The organism is Alteribacillus sp. YIM 98480 (genome assembly GCF_009765375.1).
In the GTDB taxonomy this organism is placed as follows: Bacteria; Bacillota; Bacilli; order Bacillales; family Marinococcaceae; genus Alteribacillus.
Genome location: NZ_VTOK01000013.1, coordinates 1 through 18,589, shown reverse-complemented (window position 1 = coordinate 18,589; position 18,589 = coordinate 1). Strand labels below are relative to the sequence as shown.

18 protein-coding genes and 1 other annotated feature are annotated in these 18,589 nt (G+C 41.6%); all 18 genes read right to left on the bottom strand.

The window, feature by feature from the left end:
* Positions 1 to 4 precede the first annotated feature (4 nt).
* Positions 5 to 3,229 carry a carbamoyl-phosphate synthase large subunit gene (gene carB, locus FZF09_RS16160; RefSeq protein ID WP_158737642.1) on the bottom strand — a complete coding sequence of 1,075 codons (3,225 nt, stop codon included), beginning with the start codon at positions 3,227 to 3,229 and terminating at the stop codon, positions 5 to 7.
* A gap of 20 nt (positions 3,230 to 3,249) precedes the next feature.
* The gene (locus FZF09_RS16155) at positions 3,250 to 4,332 is read right to left on the bottom strand and encodes a carbamoyl phosphate synthase small subunit (RefSeq protein ID WP_158737641.1); all 1,083 of its coding nucleotides are present in this window, start codon (positions 4,330 to 4,332) and stop codon (positions 3,250 to 3,252) included.
* Complete coding sequence (locus FZF09_RS16150) at positions 4,329 to 5,615, bottom strand: dihydroorotase (RefSeq protein WP_158737640.1); 1,287 nt, start codon at positions 5,613 to 5,615, stop codon at positions 4,329 to 4,331. Before FZF09_RS16150 ends, FZF09_RS16155 begins: the two co-directional genes overlap by 4 nt.
* Positions 5,615 to 6,556 (bottom strand): aspartate carbamoyltransferase catalytic subunit, encoded by a 942-nt coding sequence (locus tag FZF09_RS16145; protein WP_233269527.1) that lies wholly within the window; start codon positions 6,554 to 6,556, stop codon positions 5,615 to 5,617. Before FZF09_RS16145 ends, FZF09_RS16150 begins: the two co-directional genes overlap by 1 nt.
* A 226-nt stretch (positions 6,557 to 6,782) precedes the next feature.
* Entirely contained in the window at positions 6,783 to 8,123 is a 1,341-nt protein-coding gene (locus tag FZF09_RS16140) for a solute carrier family 23 protein (RefSeq protein WP_158737639.1), read from the bottom strand.
* 184 nt (positions 8,124 to 8,307) lie between these two features.
* Positions 8,308 to 8,856, bottom strand: coding sequence for a bifunctional pyr operon transcriptional regulator/uracil phosphoribosyltransferase PyrR (gene pyrR, locus FZF09_RS16135; protein WP_158737638.1), 549 nt, complete (start codon positions 8,854 to 8,856; stop codon positions 8,308 to 8,310).
* A gap of 370 nt (positions 8,857 to 9,226) precedes the next feature.
* On the bottom strand, positions 9,227 to 10,141 hold the full coding sequence (locus FZF09_RS16130; protein ID WP_158737637.1) for an RluA family pseudouridine synthase: 915 nt from the start codon (positions 10,139 to 10,141) through the stop codon (positions 9,227 to 9,229).
* Entirely contained in the window at positions 10,138 to 10,659 is a 522-nt protein-coding gene (lspA, locus tag FZF09_RS16125) for a signal peptidase II (protein WP_304503071.1), read from the bottom strand. Before lspA ends, FZF09_RS16130 begins: the two co-directional genes overlap by 4 nt.
* A 78-nt stretch (positions 10,660 to 10,737) precedes the next feature.
* Positions 10,738 to 13,506, bottom strand: coding sequence for an isoleucine--tRNA ligase (gene ileS, locus FZF09_RS16120; protein WP_158737636.1), 2,769 nt, complete (start codon positions 13,504 to 13,506; stop codon positions 10,738 to 10,740).
* A gap of 16 nt (positions 13,507 to 13,522) precedes the next feature.
* Positions 13,523 to 13,654, bottom strand: a complete 132-nt coding sequence (locus FZF09_RS23130) for a hypothetical protein (RefSeq protein ID WP_255450602.1) — start codon at positions 13,652 to 13,654, stop codon at positions 13,523 to 13,525.
* Between the two features lie 94 nt (positions 13,655 to 13,748).
* Positions 13,749 to 13,975, bottom strand: a binding site (T-box leader).
* Between the two features lie 292 nt (positions 13,976 to 14,267).
* Complete coding sequence (locus FZF09_RS16115) at positions 14,268 to 14,786, bottom strand: DivIVA domain-containing protein (protein ID WP_158737635.1); 519 nt, start codon at positions 14,784 to 14,786, stop codon at positions 14,268 to 14,270.
* 75 nt (positions 14,787 to 14,861) lie between these two features.
* The gene (locus tag FZF09_RS16110; protein WP_158737634.1) at positions 14,862 to 15,641 is read right to left on the bottom strand and encodes a YlmH family RNA-binding protein; all 780 of its coding nucleotides are present in this window, start codon (positions 15,639 to 15,641) and stop codon (positions 14,862 to 14,864) included.
* A 10-nt stretch (positions 15,642 to 15,651) separates the two neighbouring features.
* Positions 15,652 to 15,906 carry a YggT family protein gene (locus FZF09_RS16105; RefSeq protein ID WP_158737633.1) on the bottom strand — a complete coding sequence of 85 codons (255 nt, stop codon included), beginning with the start codon at positions 15,904 to 15,906 and terminating at the stop codon, positions 15,652 to 15,654.
* A gap of 24 nt (positions 15,907 to 15,930) precedes the next feature.
* Positions 15,931 to 16,347 carry a cell division protein SepF gene (locus tag FZF09_RS16100; protein WP_158737632.1) on the bottom strand — a complete coding sequence of 139 codons (417 nt, stop codon included), beginning with the start codon at positions 16,345 to 16,347 and terminating at the stop codon, positions 15,931 to 15,933.
* Positions 16,348 to 16,379: 32 nt separating this feature from the next.
* Positions 16,380 to 17,060 carry a YggS family pyridoxal phosphate-dependent enzyme gene (locus tag FZF09_RS16095; RefSeq protein ID WP_199256811.1) on the bottom strand — a complete coding sequence of 227 codons (681 nt, stop codon included), beginning with the start codon at positions 17,058 to 17,060 and terminating at the stop codon, positions 16,380 to 16,382.
* An 18-nt stretch (positions 17,061 to 17,078) separates the two neighbouring features.
* The gene (gene pgeF / locus FZF09_RS16090; RefSeq protein ID WP_158737631.1) at positions 17,079 to 17,912 is read right to left on the bottom strand and encodes a peptidoglycan editing factor PgeF; all 834 of its coding nucleotides are present in this window, start codon (positions 17,910 to 17,912) and stop codon (positions 17,079 to 17,081) included.
* Between the two features lie 113 nt (positions 17,913 to 18,025).
* On the bottom strand, positions 18,026 to 18,271 hold the full coding sequence (locus tag FZF09_RS16085) for a YlmC/YmxH family sporulation protein (RefSeq protein WP_091582872.1): 246 nt from the start codon (positions 18,269 to 18,271) through the stop codon (positions 18,026 to 18,028).
* Between the two features lie 54 nt (positions 18,272 to 18,325).
* Positions 18,326 to 18,487, bottom strand: coding sequence for a hypothetical protein (locus FZF09_RS16080; protein WP_158737630.1), 162 nt, complete (start codon positions 18,485 to 18,487; stop codon positions 18,326 to 18,328).
* Positions 18,488 to 18,589: the final 102 nt, after the last annotated feature.

Here is an 18,589-nt window from a genome sequence, read left to right as displayed (position 1 = left end):
TTTCTCACACTGTCACCCCGTTTTGAGGAACGGCTTCTCTTTTTTCCATTGCCGGCATTGCCTCAGCAGAAAATGTGATCATTTCGAGCACTTTCAAGAGAGCATCTGCAGTATCAATAGAGGTCATGCAAACGACTTCGTTTTCTACAGCTTCCCGTCTTATTCTAAAGCCATCTCGTGCGGGCTGTTTTCCTTTTGTGAGTGTATTAATAACAAATTGCGCTTTTCCTTCCCGGATAATATCTAACAAATTCGGAGAAGATTCTTCTACTTTATTTACGACTGTTACAGGAATGTTTTCTTTTCTTAAATAGTCTGCTGTTCCTTTGGTTGCGAGCAGATTGTAGCCGATTTGGTGAAAACGGCGGGCAAGCGACAATGCTTCTTCTTTGTTTTTATCTGCAATGGTAAACAAGACAGATCCATGTTCTGGTATATTCATCCCAGAAGCGATTAGTCCTTTGTATAATGCTTTTTCAAGTGATACATCTCGTCCCATTACTTCACCTGTTGATTTCATTTCCGGTCCGAGCGTAATATCTACTCTGCGCAGTTTCGCGAAAGAAAATACCGGTACTTTTACAGATACTTCTTTTTTCTCTGGCAGCAGGCCGTCACTGTATCCTTGCGTCCACAGGCTTTTTCCAGTCATGACTCTCGTTGCGATTGAAGCAATCGGCACTCCCGTAATTTTACTTAAAAATGGCACGGTCCGGCTTGCTCTTGGGTTTACTTCCAGAACATATACTTCGTTTTCATGGATAACAAATTGAATATTGAGCAGTCCTTTAATATTAAGCCCTTTACCTATCGCTACCGTACGTTCCACCAATTTTTGTTTCATCTCTTCAGAGAGTGTTTGTGGAGGATACACGGCAATAGAGTCCCCGGAGTGCACGCCGGCACGTTCAATATGTTCCATGATTCCTGGAACGAATACGTTTTCTCCATCTGCTATGGCATCGACTTCTATTTCTTTACCGATCATATAACGGTCAATCAGGACGGGATGCTTTTCATTTACCTTAACGGCACGGTCCATGTAGGACAACAGTTCATTTTCGTTATCAACAATTTCCATTGCTCTACCACCTAATACGTAGGAAGGCCGCACTAGTACTGGATAGCCGATATCAGCAGCAATCCCTACCGCTTCTTCAGAAGAGGTTGCTGTTCGTCCTAGAGGCTGTGGGATTCCCAATTGCTGTAAAGAGTATTCAAATTTATCACGGTCTTCTGCTCTATCCATATCTTCAAGGGCCGTGCCGAGAATTTTTACTCCTCTTTCATGAAGGCCGTCTGCTAGATTAATAGCAGTTTGACCGCCAAACTGAACGATAACTCCTTCAGGTTTTTCTTGATCGACTACGTGCATAACATCTTCAAGCGTGAGCGGTTCAAAATATAGTTTGTCAGACACACTGAAATCAGTGGATACGGTCTCTGGGTTGTTGTTAATGATTATCGCTTCATATCCTTCTTCTTGCAGCGCCCAAACCGTATGAACTGTAGCGTAATCAAACTCTATTCCCTGTCCGATGCGGATAGGACCAGAGCCCAGCACTAACACAGAAGGCTTATTCGTTCGCCCGCTTTCATTTTCCTGTTCATAAGTTGAGTAATAGTACGGGGTTTCTGATTCAAATTCTGCAGCACACGTGTCCACCATTTTATAAACCGGCATAATTTGGTTACGTTTCCTTGCTTCATATACCTCTGTTTCTGTCCATTCCCACTTCGCTGCGATAAATTCGTCAGAAATCCCCATTTCCTTTGCAAGCTTTAGCATGTCTGGATTACCTGGATGATAGGACAGTTCTTCTCCAGTAGTAATGATTCCCGCAAATTTCTCAAGAAAGAAACGATCTATCTTGGTAAGACCATGAAGCTTTTCAATCGACCATCCTCTCCGAAAAGCTTCTCCAATTACAAACAGTCTTTCATCTTCCGCTTTCACGAGTTTTTCTTCCAGTAATTCATTAGAGTATTCCATATATGCCGGGTCGCTCAAATGGAGTTTGTTCATTTCCAATGAACGAATCCCTTTCATGATCGATTCTTCAAACGTTCTGCCAATTGCCATTACTTCACCAGTAGCCTTCATTTGCGTGCCTAGTTTTCGATTGGCGGCTTCAAACTTATCAAACGGCCAGCGCGGTATTTTCGTAACGACATAGTCCAATGCTGGTTCGAAGCTGGCGTATGTCGTGCCTGTAATAGGATTTTTCAATTCATCGAGCCGGTAACCTGCTGCTATTTTAGCAGCCAGTTTTGCAATTGGATAACCGGTTGCTTTAGAAGCAAGAGCCGACGAACGGCTGACGCGCGGATTAACTTCGATAATATAATACTCGAAACTGTGCGGGGAAAGCGCACACTGTACATTACAGCCGCCTTCAATTTCGAGCGCCCGAATAATTTTTAAAGATGAATCCCGTAGCATTTGATATTCGCGGTCTGATAATGTTTGGCTTGGAGCAGCAACAACGGAGTCACCGGTATGAATACCGACCGGATCAATGTTTTCCATGTTACACACGACAATGCTCTGCCCGGAACCATCTCTCATTACTTCATATTCAACTTCCTTAAATCCGGCAATGCTTTTTTCAAGTAAACATTGGTGTACAGGGCTGTATTTTAAACCTGAACTTACGATTTCATGTAATTCATCTTCATTATGAACCAGACCCCCGCCTGTTCCGCCTAGCGTGTAAGCTGGTCGTACAATGACAGGATAACCGATTTCTTCTACAAATTTTTCTGCTTCTTCCATGTTGTGAATAATTTCGCTTTCAGGAACTGGTTCATTTAATTCTTTCATCAAGGAGCGGAACACTTCTCTATCTTCTGCTTTTTGAATAGCTTCAAGCTCTGTACCTAAAAGAGAAATATTATATCGTTCTAAAACTCCTTCGTTATAAAGCTCCATCGCCATATTCAAACCTGTTTGTCCGCCTAGAGTTGGAAGCAAAGCATCCGGTTTTTCTTTTCTAATGACCCTGCTGACAAATTCAAGTGTGATTGGTTCGATATATACTTTATCTGCCATGTTCGTGTCCGTCATAATCGTTGCAGGATTTGAATTTACGAGAATAACTTCATACCCTTCTTCTTTTAACGCCTGACAAGCCTGAGTGCCTGCATAGTCAAATTCTGCTGCCTGCCCGATGACAATCGGACCGGAACCGATAACGAGAATTTTTTTAATATCTGTTCGTTTTGGCATATTTCTCTCTCCTTTATTACTTAGATGGATACCGCTTGATGCTTATCGATCATCTCAATAAAATCGTCAAATAAATCATTGGAATCTGCTGGTCCTGGGCATGCTTCCGGGTGATACTGCACACTGAATGCCGGATAATGGTGATGAGTGACACCTTCTACCGTCCCATCATTTACATTAACATGGGTAAGCTGAAGATCTGTTCCCATTAACGAATCTCTGTCTATCGTGTAGCCATGGTTTTGCGACGTAATATCCACACGGCCGTTTCTGACATCTTTTACTGGATGGTTTCCACCGCGGTGTCCGAATTTCAGCTTTGATGAGCTGGCACCGCAAGCGAGACACAGAAGCTGATGACCAAGACATATTCCAAAAATCGGCACCTGACCAAGCAATGCTTTTAACGTTTTAGCAGCATCTGGCACATCGGTCGGATCTCCTGGGCCGTTACTCAGCATAATTCCATCTGGATTAAGCTTCATTACTTCCTCTGCTGTAGCATTATAAGGAAGCACAAACACATCACATCCGCGTTCAATAAGATTCCTGGCAATACCATGTTTGGCTCCATAATCCATTAATACTACTCTTCGGCCAGAACCTGGTGCATGATAAGCGTTTTTCGTAGATACTTTTTTCACTTTATCTTTTGACGGCTGAAATGCTTGCAGCTCTTCGATGATATCTGCTTCATCGGCTTTTTCATTACAAATGCGTCCATAGAGCGTCCCGTGGTTGCGGATTAAACGGGTAAGCATTCTCGTATCAATTCCTGCTATTGCAGGTATATCTTTTTCCTTCAGCCATGCATCAAGACTTGCTGCACTCCGGAAATTACTTGGATGTGTTGCGGATTCTCTTACAATTAGTCCTCCAGCTGAAGGGTTAAGTGTTTCAAAATCGTCACGATTAATCCCATAATTTCCGATAAGCGGATAAGTCAGCGTTATAATTTGATCGCAATAAGAAGGATCAGACAATATTTCTTGATAGCCTGTCATACTAGTGTTAAAAACCACTTCTCCTGAAGTATCTCGTGAACTGCCTAGTGCTTCTCCTGTAAATACGGTACCGTTTTCTAGTATTAATTTTCGTTTCATGATTGACGTGCTCCTTCCTTTTCAAATACTATCTCGCCGCCGACCATCGTGATAATCGGAGCTCCTTTCGTTGTCCATCCTGTAAATGGAGTGTTCTTCCCCTTTGATACAAACGTATTTGGGTCAATCACTTCTTCTTTCTCTAAATCTATCAGCGTTATATCAGCTTGAGCTCCAACGGTCAACGCACCGGCATGAAGGCTGAACACTTGAGCTGGTTTTCGAGTTAAGCTGTCAAGTAATTGTTCAAGAGTGCAGACTTCTTTTTCAACAAGATGTTTATATAAAAGCGGAAACGCCGTTTCTGATCCGGTAATTCCAAAAGGCGATTTTTCCATGCCTTGTGCTTTCTCTTCTTCTGCATGAGGAGCATGATCCGTTGCAATAAAATCGATCGTCCCATCGAGCCAGCCTTCGATTAATGCTTCTTGATCTTGTTTTGCGCGAAGCGGCGGATTCATTTTAAAATTAGGATCTAGATCCGGGATATCGTCTTCTGATAAGAGCAGGTGATGCGGTGTAACCTCTGCTGTTACATGAATACCTGCTTTTTTGGCATCACGTATGACCCGGACTGATTCTTTCGTGCTGACATGGCAGACGTGATAATGAGCACCTGCTGCTTCAGCTAGCAGTACATCTCTTGCAATATGCACTGATTCACAAACAGAAGGAATCCCATTTAGTTGATGTTTCTCTGAGAAGCTGCCTTCGTGCACGCTTCCTTTATTGATTAAAGTGTTTTCTTCACAGTGAGCAACGATAGCTTTGCCAACACGGGCTGCTTCTTTCATAGCAGAAAGCATCATCGAAGCGTCTTGAATGCCTACACCATCATCAGTAAACGCAAACGCCCCTGCCTCTTTTAATCCTTGAAAATCTGTTCGTTCCCTGCCAAGCTGTCTCGTTGTAATAGAGGCGTATGGTAAGACATTAACCTGAGCCTTGTCATGAATACGATCCCACAGCCTTTCCAATTCTTTTGGTGTATCCGGTACAGGACGCGTATTTGGCATCGGACAAATTGTCGTAAATCCTCCTTTAGCAGCAGCCGCTGTACCTGTTTCAATCGTTTCTTTATGCTCACCGCCTGGCTCTCGCAAATGAACGTGAACGTCAACGAATCCTGGGGATAATAGCTTTCCTTCTGCATGTAAAAGCACATTTGCATTTTCAGGAGCACGTCCTATAGAAGCTATTTTTCCATCTTTTATTTCCACATCGTTATGTTCTAGTTTTCCTTCTTCTGTAAACAATTCTGCGCCTTTAATCCAACCGTTCATTATAAAATTCCTCCTCTGTGTTGATCAAGCACATGGCTTAACAAGGCCATTCGTACGAAAACACCGTTTTTCATCTGTTTAAAAATTCTCGAACGTTCACACTCCACGAGTTCGTCTGCTATTTCTACACCTCGATTAATTGGGGCTGGATGCATGATGATACTATTTTGTTTCATCTTTTTCTCACGCTTTTCGGTTAGACCGTAAAGTTCATGATAATCGGCTGGGCCGGCTACCATTTTCACCGCGTGACGTTCATGCTGTATACGAAGCATCATCATCACGTCTGCTTTTTCAACAGCTTCATCCATTGACACATATCGATGCATCAGCTCTTTTGACATCCATTCTTTTGGGCCGCTTACTAATACATGAGCCCCGAGCCGCTCAAGCACTTCAAGGTTGGACCTTGCTACCCGGCTATGAAAAATATCACCTGCAATGACGATTTTTAAGCCTTGAAAAGTCCCAAATTCTTGTTTTATCGTAAGTAGATCTAAAAATGATTGAGTAGGATGATGACCGCAGCCGTCCCCTCCGTTAATGATAGGGATATTTATTTTATCTCTTAGTTCATCGAAATAACGCTCTTTACTGTGGCGAATGACTACTACATTAGCTCCTATGCTTTCAAGTGTCTTCACCGTATCATAAAGAGTCTCTCCTTTTTTAACACTCGACGTATCAGCTTCAAAAGGAAGAACGTCCAGACCTAGATTTCTCTCGGCTGCTTCAAAACTTATTTTTGTGCGGGTGCTTGGTTCGAAAAAAAGATTTACTGCAAAAAGACGCTGAGCAGGAAAAGTTTTGGAGCTCCGTGATAATTTTTCCGCTCGATCCAGCAGATTATGAATCTCGGTTACTCCCCAGTCCTCCATCGTTAACACGTGTGTCGGCTGCAGTTGTTTTCTTTTTCTTTCAAGCTCGGTTTGCATCATCATTACATCATCATCCTCCTCAAAAGAAATCGTTTATCGGTAAAACCGCTAGGCACTAAAATAAAAAGCCAAAAATTTAACCCCTGAAGGCTCTCTTCAGGGGTTAAAGATACAGGGATCCATTTTGTTGCAAAAGGATCTTAGAAAGCATCTGCTTTTCGTCAGCGTATACTTTCTCACACTGTATATTCACCCTTGAGAGTCTCTCTGTACTCTTTTAAAGGATGGATCAGGCTGCGTTGTTATTCTTTTCTTCTTTTAGTTGGTCTTCCAGGGAAGCAAACATAGCACCGTTTCCTTGGCCGTATTTTTTCCCTGGAAGGATGGCATTCAACAATATACCGATGATGGTTGCTAATGCCATACCTGCAATTTCTAAATTGTCACTGATTTGGATAAAGGCCCCGCCAATCCCTGTTACTAAGATGACAGACGCAATGATAAGGTTACGTTTTATTCCAAAATCAATTTGGTTATCAATTAACATTCTCATGCCTGAAGAAGCGATAATCCCGAAAAGCAGGATGGAAATGCCGCCCATAACTGCTCCTGGAATACTTGCAATTAAAGCTTCTACTTTCCCTACGAATCCAAAGAGTATGGCTAGTACAGCCGCTCCGCCGATCACAAATACGCTGAACACTCTTGTAATGGCTAAAACACCAATGTTTTCACCGTACGTTGTATTCGGCGGCCCTCCGACAAAGGAAGCGATAATAGTAGCTACGCCATCTCCAAGGATCGAACGATGCAGACCGGGTTTTTTAACAAAGTTCTTTCCTGCAACTTTACTTAATACCATCTGATCTCCGATGTGTTCTGCTAATGTCACAAGCGCAATAGGCGCCATAATGGCTACAATGCTCCAAGACCACTGCGGTGTAAAGGTGGCAAAAGGTGTGACGAAGTCTGGGACACGCAGCCAGGGTGCTGCTGCAATTTCTGTAAAATCGACAAGTCCCATAAACGCTGCCATCGTATAACCGCCTGTTATGCCGAACAATATAGGAATGAGGTTAAAAAATCCTTTGAAAAAGATAGAAGCGACAATCGTTATCGCAAGTGTCACAAGCGCAACACTAAAATGAAGCATAGGCTGGACATACGTTCCGCTTTCCTCATCAAAGTTCATTGCCATTTCGATGGCCGTGCTTGCAAGCCCTAAACCGATTACCATAATGACTGGTCCTACTACAATCGGCGGCAGCAAGTTCATCAGCCATTGTACACCTGTCCATTTAATAAGAAGTGCAGTGATACCGTAAATAACCCCTGCTGTAAACGAACCGATCATTACACCTTCAGGCCCGCCTATAGACATGGCTGCGATAACTGGCATAATGAAGGCAAATGAAGAGCCGAGATAAGCAGGAATCTGTCCTTTAGTTATAATCAAATACGCCAGTGTTCCAAGACCGCTTGAAATAAGAGCGATCGCTGGACTCAAACCAGTTAATACTGGTACAAGAATCGTAGCTCCAAACATTGCAAATAAATGCTGCAAGCTTAATATTAACCATTGATTCCACTTCGGTACTTCATCTACACGTAATTTTACGTTGTTTTCCATTTCATTTCCCTCCCGATTTGTGATCGCACTTTGTTGTCTCATCTCGGCTAAGGTATAAAAAAACTCCTTGCCCGAGAGGACAAAGAGGTACAAATCGAAAGCGGGGACGACAAAAATCTGCCGCTTGATTTATACCTCTTTTCAGCCTCACCGGACTGATTTAAAGAGGTGCTCTATTTTACACTTATTTTTTTTGCCGAATCGTCACTTCGTCTGTTTGATCTGCTTCCGTCAATTTAACGGCAATGACTTCTTCTTTTGAGGTTGGTATATTTTTCCCAACATAATCAGGTCTAATTGGAAGTTCACGGTGCCCTCTATCAATTAAGACAGCGAGCTGGATTTGAGAAGGTCTGCCTAGATCCATCACCGCATCCATTGCTGCCCTTACCGTTCTTCCGGTGTAAAGTACATCATCTACTAAAATGATTTTTTTATCATGAACAGTAATGGGGATGTCGGTACCTTTTAATTCTGGATCAGCACTGTCTGTTTGATGGCTCAAATCGTCCCGGTACAGAGTGATATCTGCTACACCTACCGGAATATCTTTTCCTTCAATCCGTGCTATATTTGCTGCCAGCCGCTCGGCTACGTGAATCCCTCTCGTTTTAATTCCAACAAGAATGCAGTCTTCTATGCCTTTGTTTTTTTCTATAATTTCATGAGAAACGCGGGTTAACGCTCTTCGTATTGCCTGGTCATCGAGTAATACTCTTTCTTCTGTTTCCATCGTAACCTACCGCCCTATCATTCATATTGTAAGCTTATTTCATGTTTCCCTTCTGTTCACTGCCGCTTGAAAGATTTCAGGAAAAGATTCTTGGTCTTGCAAGCAGCATTGCAGGAAAAGAGCGTCGTTCGTTAGATTCTTATACTTTATCCTTTAGCAAAGTTGCACTTTCCTAAACAATAAAAAATCCTCCCGCCCGGCTGGGTGAGAGGATGGGTTACCTATATACAGACATACGGATACCGCTTCGTTATTATGCGGTCTGTACACAAGCTCCTTCTCAGCCTCACGGGACTGTCTTTAAAGGGTGCTTTCAGTTGCTGTTGTGCTGTTATCTTGATATTGATTATGGCAAATCTAGAAACAAAGGTCAAGACCTTTTTCGAAGATCTTCTATAATTTTTGACATGTCTTCTGGCAAAGAAGTTTCAAATTCCATATATTTGTCCTTTACAGGGTGTACAAAACCCAGTTTTGCTGCATGAAGAGCCTGGCCTTCAATCGGCAGCGTTTTAGTTCTTCCATACTTTGGATCACCGGCAACTGGATGGCCAATGTAAGCCATATGTACACGAATTTGATGGGTACGGCCCGTTTCAAGTCGGCATTCCACAAACGTATAATCTTTCCACTGTTCTAATACAGTAAAATGCGTGACAGCATCTTTTGCATTCTTTTCGGTAACAGCCATTTTTTGGCGGTCTTTTGGATCTCTTCCAATTGGTGCTTCTATCGTGCCGCGTTCATGCGGGATAGTCCCATGAACAATTGCCCTATATAGACGTTCCACTTTTTTATCCTGTAACTGAACACTTAAGTTCTCATGCGCTTTATCATGCTTTGCCGCCACTAACAGTCCTGTGGTGTCCTTGTCAATTCGGTGTACAATTCCAGGCCGCAATTCTCCATTGATACCAGACAAATCATCACAATGGTACATCAATGCATTTACAAGCGTACCAGAATAATGACCGGGTGCAGGATGAACAACCATTCCTCTTGGCTTGTTTACGACCACAATATCGCTGTCTTCATAACGAATGTCAAGAGGAATATCTTCTGCGGTTATTTCGGGTTCTTCAAGCTCTTTTGGATACACTGCAATCGTGTCCCCTGCCTGCAGGACGTAGTTACGTTTTATTTTTTTTTCATTCACCTGTACATAGCCTTCTTTTATCCATGCTTGAATGGTTGTTCGTGACCAGTCATCTTGTTTTCCAGAAAGATATTTATCTATCCGTTCTCCTGCTTCTGTTGTCTCGATAAACCATTCTAATTCTTTCATGCTTTTTTCCTCTTTTCTTTCCACTCATCTGCTGTAATTTTAATAACTAGTAAAAGAACTCCAACCACCAACGCAGAATCGGCAATATTAAAAATCGGATAGTTATACGTAAAAATATAAACGTTAAAGAAATCAACAACTTCCCCAAAAAGAAGGCGGTCAATAAAATTACCAACTGCACCACCTAAAATAAGGGCGAGGGGAATACCAAAAAGCTTACTGTCGTTTCCGTATTTTTGCAGATGATAAACAACAGCAATAATAACGATAACCGTAACAATGTAAAAAAGCCACATCTGCCCCTGGAGAATGCCAAAAGCTGCTCCGGCATTACGATGGGACGTAAAATAAAAAAAGCCCGGAATTACTTCTATATTTTCACCGATATCCATATTTTCGACGACTAAAAACTTTGTCATTTGATCCAAACCAATAATAAAAACAGTCAATAAATAATAAACGATTAGCATGATACCATCCACCCTGCTTTTCTGCTTGCCTGCAAAAATAAATTTCATACACCTGCTTGTTATACAGATGGATGTAAAAGCTGTCCGGAAACCATGTCATTGTGCGGCACCCGGACAGTTTATTCATTAGACGTGACTGTAATGCTCTTTTACGATATCTGTGCATTTATCACACAAACCAGGATGTTCAGCATCCTTTCCAACCGTTTCTGTTACGGTCCAGCAGCGTTCACATGTTTCTCCTTCAGCAGGTTTCACTTCTACAGCAACATGTTCCAGGCTTTCAGCAGAAGACGGCGCATCAGCTTTTGTTCCAGCAATGGACGCATTGGATACAATAAACAATTTCGTTAAATCGCCGGCTTCTTCTAATACTTTTTTAAGCTCCTGCTCTGGATAAAGGGTAATGGATGCAGTGAGAGATTTTCCAATCACTTTTTCATTTCGCGCATTTTCTAATGCTTTTAATATGTCATCACGTGCAGTCATGACAAAGTCCCATTTTTCTTTTAGTTCACTCGCTTGGCTGACATCTTTTTCTTCCGGCATATCTGTCAGCTGTGCGCTTTCGGCTTCTACCCCTGGAATAAAGGCCCATACTTCATCAGCTGTGTGCGGAATGATCGGAGCAGCTAAGCGAACGAGTGCTACAAGCGTATCGTACATTACTGTTTGGATCGCACGACGTTTTTTGCTATTTGGGGCATCAATATATAACGTATCTTTAGCAATATCCATATAAAACGAACTTAATTCGATCGTACAGAAATTATGAATCGTGTGAAAAACAGTGGCAAACTGATATTCATCGTAGCCCTTTTTCGATTTATTGATCACATCTTGAAGCTTCACTAGCATATAGCGGTCAAGCTCAGGCAAATCCCTTTCTTCGATACGGTCTTTTACCGGATCAAAGTCATGCAGGTTTCCAAGTAAAAAACGGAAGGTATTTCTTAGTTTACGATAAGCTTCTGCTACTTGTTTTAATATTTTATCTGAAATGCGAACATCAGCCTGGTAATCTACAGAAGCAACCCATAAACGCAAAATATCTGCCCCGAGCTGTTTCATTACTTTATTAGGAATGACGACATTTCCGACAGATTTACTCATTTTACGGCCTTCTCCATCAAGGGCAAAACCATGACTAATAATAGCCTTATATGGGGCCTGGCCAGTTGTTGCTACACTCGTCGACAAGGAAGAGTTAAACCAGCCTCTGTATTGGTCCGAACCTTCAAGATACACATCAGCCGGGCGCTGCAGCTGCTCTTTTTCCTCAAGTACGGCTTGGTGGGAAGAACCGCTGTCAAACCATACGTCCATAATGTCCATTTCTCTTGTAAATTCGCCATTCGGGCTATGTTCAGATGTATACCCTTCTGGCAGCAGATCTTTTGTCTCCCATTCAAACCAAATATTAGAGCCGTGTTGGCGAAAAAGCTCAGAAACATGATTAATCGTTTCATCAGTTACAATTTCTTCTCCATCTTCTCCGTAAAAAATCGGGATCGGCACACCCCAGGCCCGTTGACGAGAAATACACCAGTCACCGCGGTCACGCACCATGTTATAGAGACGCGTTTCCCCCCATTCTGGAAGCCAATTAACGTTTTTAACTGCTTCTAGCAAATCGTCACGGAAATCTTCAATCGATGCAAACCATTGAGCAGTTGCCCTGAAAATCACCGGCTTTTTCGTACGCCAGTCATGTGGATACGAGTGTGTTATAAACGTTAGTTTTAATAAAGCTCCGAGTTCTTCTAATTTTTGTGTGATTGGTTTGTTTGCTTCATCGTAAAACAGTCCTTCAAAGCCAGGTGCTTCTTTTGTGAAATAACCTTTGTCATCTACCGGGCACAACGTTTCAAGCCCGTACTGCTGTCCAACAACATAGTCATCCTCCCCGTGTCCAGGTGCTGTGTGTACACAGCCAGTTCCGGCATCAAGGGTAACGTGATCGCCTAAAATAACAAGAGAATCACGCCCATAGATAGGATGAGACGTCATAATATGTTCCAGTTCTCTGCCTTGTACTGTTTTCAGAACCGTTGAATTCTCCCATTCAAATTCTGTTTGCAGCTGTTCTATCAATTTTTCTGCAACGACATATTTTTCATCGCCTGCTTGCACAACAGCATAAGAGAGATCTGGATGAACTGTAATTGCAAGGTTGGCTGGAATTGTCCATGGTGTCGTTGTCCAGATAATAAATTTTTCGTCTCCATCTAGTACATTTTTACCTTCTTTTACATCAAAACTGACATAAATCGATGGAGACCGTTTATCATGATATTCAATTTCTGCTTCCGCTAAAGCTGATTCAGAAGACGGAGACCAGTATACCGGCTTTTTCCCTTTATAAATATAGCCTTTCTTCGCCATTTCACCAAATACTTTAATTTGCTGCGCTTCATATTCTTTTGTCAACGTGATATACGGATTATCCCAATCCCCCCGCACACCTAGACGCTTAAATTGCTCACGCTGGCGGTCAAGCTGTTCTAAAGCATAATCTTCACACGCTTTTCTAAATTCAGCTATTGTCATTTTTTTGCGGTCTACTTTTTTCTTTTTTGTTAAGGCTGTTTCAATAGGCAGACCATGTGTGTCCCACCCAGGAACGTAAGGTGCATGATAACCATTCATCGATTTATATCTCACGATGAAGTCTTTTAAAATTTTATTTAACGCGTGCCCCATGTGAATGTCGCCATTCGCGTATGGAGGACCGTCATGCAGAACAAATAGAGGGCGGTCTTTCGTACGTTCTTGTACTTTTTCATATATATTTTGTTCATCCCATTCTTTCTGTTTTTCTGGTTCCCGGTTGGGAAGATTCCCTCTCATCGGAAAATCGGTTTTCGGCATTAATAATGTTTCTTTATAACTCATTAACTGACTTCCTCCTTTATTTAAGAAAAGCGCAAGCGCCTTGCTCACGAGCGACAAGTCCTGGAGGGTCGGCATATGGAAAGCTCATCTTTGCTTTCCATTGACGAACCGAAGGAATCTCGAGCGAGTAGGCGCTTACGCTAGACATGTAAAACGCCAACGATTTATAATTTCTTACCTTTAAAAAACGACTGCCTTTTTCATTTAAGGCTTTTAAACAGTAAAAGACCTCCTCATCCCCATCAAGGGACGAGAAGGTCTCGCGGTACCACCCTAGTTATGCTGTTACAAAAACAGCATCCACTCTTTTATGTTAACGGTTTGTACCGCCAAAAGCCTAGAAAGTGCCGCCACTCTTCGGCTTTGGAACTCCAGGGTGATGTCCAGTTTTGATCATTCACCGTGCTTTCACCGTCCACGGCTCGCTATAGAAAAAATCAAAAAGGCGCGTCCCTTTCTTTGTTTTTATATTTAATTGTGCTATAAGAAAAGCGCAAGCGCCTTGCCCACGAGCGACAAGTCCTGGAGGGTCGGCATATGGAAAGCTCATCTTTGCTTTCCATTGACGAACCGAAGGAATCTCGAGCGAATAGGTGCTGGAGCTAGACATGTAAAACGCCAACTATTTATAATTTCTTACCTTTTGGAAAAAATTATAAGTCGAATATAGTATAAGCTAAACAACGGTATTCCGCAAATGTGGATTCTGCAACTCACCGAGTTTTTCAAATTTAAAAAAATTATAGAACATACAGCCTGTCTTAGTCAAGCTGTCTTTGCCTATCTGTTTCCACTTCTTCTTCGCTTTGTTTTTCTTCTGCATCTATTACGGTATCCCAATCATCATTATGTAACATTTCAAGCTGCGCTTCAATTAACATTTTAAAACGCATCCGATAAACAGAAGCCTGTTTTTTCAATTCTTCAATTTCAAGTTCAATTTTACGAGACTTATTTAAGGCATCATTAATAATACGATCTGCATTTTTCTCAGCTTCTTTAATAATCAATTGTGATTCCTTTTTTGCATTGCGACGCACTTCTTCAGCGGATTCCTGAGCTACAAGAATTGATTTGTTCAGCGTTTCTTCAATATTAGAAAAATGTTCTAGCCGCTCTTCTAATTCATTTACTTTTGAAAACAATTCGTTTTTTTCACGAATCACGTTTTCATAATCTTTTATGACCTGATCTAAAAACTCATTGACATCATCTTCGTCATATCCCCGAAAGCCTCTGGTAAATTCTTTATTATGAATATCTAATGGCGTCAAAGGCAATTTGCCCACCTCCATTCTACTATTATTCAGGTAACATGATATTTCGACAGCGGTTGTGAAAATCCTGCCTGTCATTTACGGATCTTGCTTTTTTCCATAACTAATTTTCCAGCGGCCTTTTTTTGTTTTTCCTTCTGTATGAAGCAATTTTCTCCTTCCAAGACCGCGTACGGAAACATAGTCACCTGGCTGTAACGGAAAGGATACTTGATCGACTGACTTCCAGTTGACTTTTACGCGCCCCTTTTCTATAAAAGGTGCCGCTTTGCTGCGGGATAGACGATACATTTCAGCGATCATAACATCGAGACGAAAAGATGAAACCGTTGTCTGTACCTCTTCCCAGTAGTCTTCTATCGGCAGCATCTGCTGAAGTGGAATGTTTTCAAGCGAGATAGATGCCTTTCCTATTTTTTGAAGGTTCATTTCTATAAAAATAGCTATGTCTTTTGCAGCAATAAATTGAAAACGTCCGCTGCCTTCTAAAATATCACCATATTTGCTTCGCTTTAGCCCCAGTCCGGTTAGGGAACCAAGCACATCTCGGTGGCCGATAGTCACAAATTTAGACGGATACTTCAGCTCAAATAAAGTGAGTTCAAAATCCTCTGGTTCTGCTTTTTCATAAAAAGGATAAAGCAGCGCCCGCTTTCTTTCACACCCGTTTGCTCCTCCCCAAAAAGAGAGATGCACCGTTTCGTCTTTTCCGACAATGGAGGAGAGAATATCTTGTTCACGCGGATCTAAAAAATCTGTCAGCTTTCTTTCATATTTTGTTTCTACTACTTCTTTCCATTCCATAACTTGTTCTACAAAAGCATGTTCTTCTTTTCTAAAGTGTACAAAAACAGACATCGTTTACTCCCTAGAAAAATAGTGCTTGTACGCCGTAACGTGCGAAATGAAGAGCAATAATAGCAACGATAGGAGAAATATCAATCATTCCAAGCGGCGGTATAATTTTTCTAAACGGTTCCAAATACGGTTCTACTAGCGACCCGAGCAGCTGCCCAAACGACGATTCACGCGCATTTGGAAACCACGACATTAAAATATAGATAATAATAAGATAAGAATAAAGCGTCATACCTGTCAGCAGTATCGATCCTATGGTATTCATTTTCTGCATTCTCCTTTACTACAATCAATCCTGTGTATCGTATAAAATTTCTGATATAGCACCAGAGACATCGACGTTATCCGGTGTACATAGAAAAATATTCGTACCTACTTTTTGGATGTCTCCTCCGATAGCATAAACAGTGCCGCTCAAAAAATCAACAATCCTGCGCGCCTGCTCTTTTTGAATGCGCTGCACATTAATGATCACAGACTTTCTATTTTTTAAATGATCTGCAATATCCTGAGCTTCATCATATTGGCGGGGTTCCATCAGCATTACTTTAGCTGACTGCTGTACACTTTGCAGGCTGACCACATTTTTTCCTTTTCCTTCTTTCCTTTCTTCATACGCTTGCATTCCTTCTGTCATATCTGCCTCTTCTTCAACCACCTCGTCTTCGAGTTCGAAAAAGCGCTTAAATTTAGATTTGAAGCTCATTCTATTCCCTCCTTTTCGCCTCTAACCACTGCTTATTCATGACCTACTAACGTGGAGCCAAGACGAATAAATGTCGCGCCCTCTTCAATGGCGATATGAAAATCATTTGACATTCCCATCGATAATTCTTCACAAGGAGCGTGTTCTAAATGGAGTTCATGAATTTCATCACGTAATTCTCTTAACCTGCGAAAAACGGGGCGGGTATGTTCCGGATCTTCCTCATAAGGAGCCATAGTCATCAATCCAATCACTTTAAGAGAAGGATAATCTTCAAGTTTCTTAATAAAATCAAGCGTCTCTTCAGGCGCAAGACCGGATTTTGACGTTTCTCCAGAAGTATTAACCTGGACAAAACACTGAAGTTTTTTATCATCTGGACAACGCTTTTGTAATTCTTTTGCCAAAGACAGCCTGTCCAAAGAATGGATATAATCATACTTATCGACAAGGTGTTTCGCTTTCTTTGATTGAAGGGAACCAATAAAATGAAACTCGGCTTGTCCATGAAATGCTTCCCACTTCTCTAGTGCCCCTTCAAGCCTGTTTTCCCCAATATGATGAATGCCTGCTTCTATAGCTTCTTTTGTTTTATCAAGTGTGACATATTTAGTAACTGCAATAATCGTTACTTTATCGGTGTGCCGGTCTGATCGGCTGCATGCTTCTTTTATTGTCTGCTGAATCTGAACTAAGTTGTTTGTTACCGTCACTATTTCTTTTTCTCCTTTCTACTTATTTTCTTTTAATCCAATGAAAGACATCATCCGGCCGGTTCCTCCGCCATTTCTCCGATGAGAGAAAAATAATTCATTTTCGTTGTATGTACAATGGCTGCTTACAAAAATGTTTTCTGAAGGAAGTCCGGCAGCTTCTAATAATACTTTATTCATTTCTTTCATATCCAGCTGAAACTTTCCTTTTCGTGTAGAATACCAAGGGACAGGATAAGATGGAATAAGTTTTTCCATTTGAGAAATGACTTTATCATCTACTTCATACGCTTCTTGAGAAATAGACGGACCGATAACAGCATAGATGTCTTCTATATTTATTTTTTCGATTTCCACCCATGTGTTTACAAACTTTCCGCCAATATTAAGTGCGGTTCCTTTCCATCCAGCATGCGCAAGTCCTACATATTCGGCAGCTGGTGCATAAAAGATTAAAGGGACACAATCAGCATAAAAACTTACAAGCAGTAATTCTTTTTCGTTTGTATACATCCCATCTGCCTCACCAGCTGCAGAATGCCGGGATAACGCCCCTTTTCCTTTATCCTCAGCCCTGATCTTTATTATCTCACTGCCATGCACTTGTTCTGAAGCTGTCCAGCTTGAAAGTGGAAAACCTAATTCTTTTCCAATCTTCTTTCTGTTTGCTATAACAGTTTGCGGATCGTCTCCAACATGAAAAGCGGTATTTAATGAATCAAACGGCTTTACCCCTTCGCCGCCTTTTCTTGTCGTCATTCCAGCAGCAAGAGAAAGCTCTCTTTTAAATGGTTTACTGTTTACGGTAAAAATTCTTTCGCTTTTTTTAGAAAAAGGATCTTTTTCCATCATACCTCTTCCTTCGTCAAAATCGTCACAATCAGTCTATTTATTTTAACATATTTTGTGCTGTTCCCATAGAAAATTCCTGCAAGACCTTGTTCAAAGTATTAGAGGCAGTAGTGTTATTCTGCCTCTCCTTCATATAAATTTACTAAAATAACATCAGAACCAATTTTGACAATCTGCGTCCAAGGAACGACAAATTCATTATCACGGTTAAAAAGTGTCATCATTTTCGCAGATCCACCTACAATGATCGCATCCACTTGACCAGTTTCAACATTTATATCGACATCTCCTGCATGACCGAGCCTTTTCCCTGTATGCATATTCACTATATCTTTTGCTTGTAATTCTGAAATTCTCATCTTCCTGGCCCCTTTACGCAAAAGTTGAATACTACATATATATGTATCACCCCTCTAGAACATATCCTCTAAATAGAAAAACTTATCACTAAGAAAAGCGCAAGCGCCTTGCTCACGAGCGACAAGTCCTGGAGGGGCGGCATATGGAAAGCTGACCTTTGCTTTCCATTGACGGACCGAAGGAATCTCGAGCGAGTAGGCGCTTGCGCTAGACATGTAAAACGCCAACTATTTATCATTTTCTTACCTTTTAAGAAAAGCGCAAGCGCCTTAAAAGAAGGAAGTTCGGCTACGAGCGTCACGTCCTGTGACAACGCC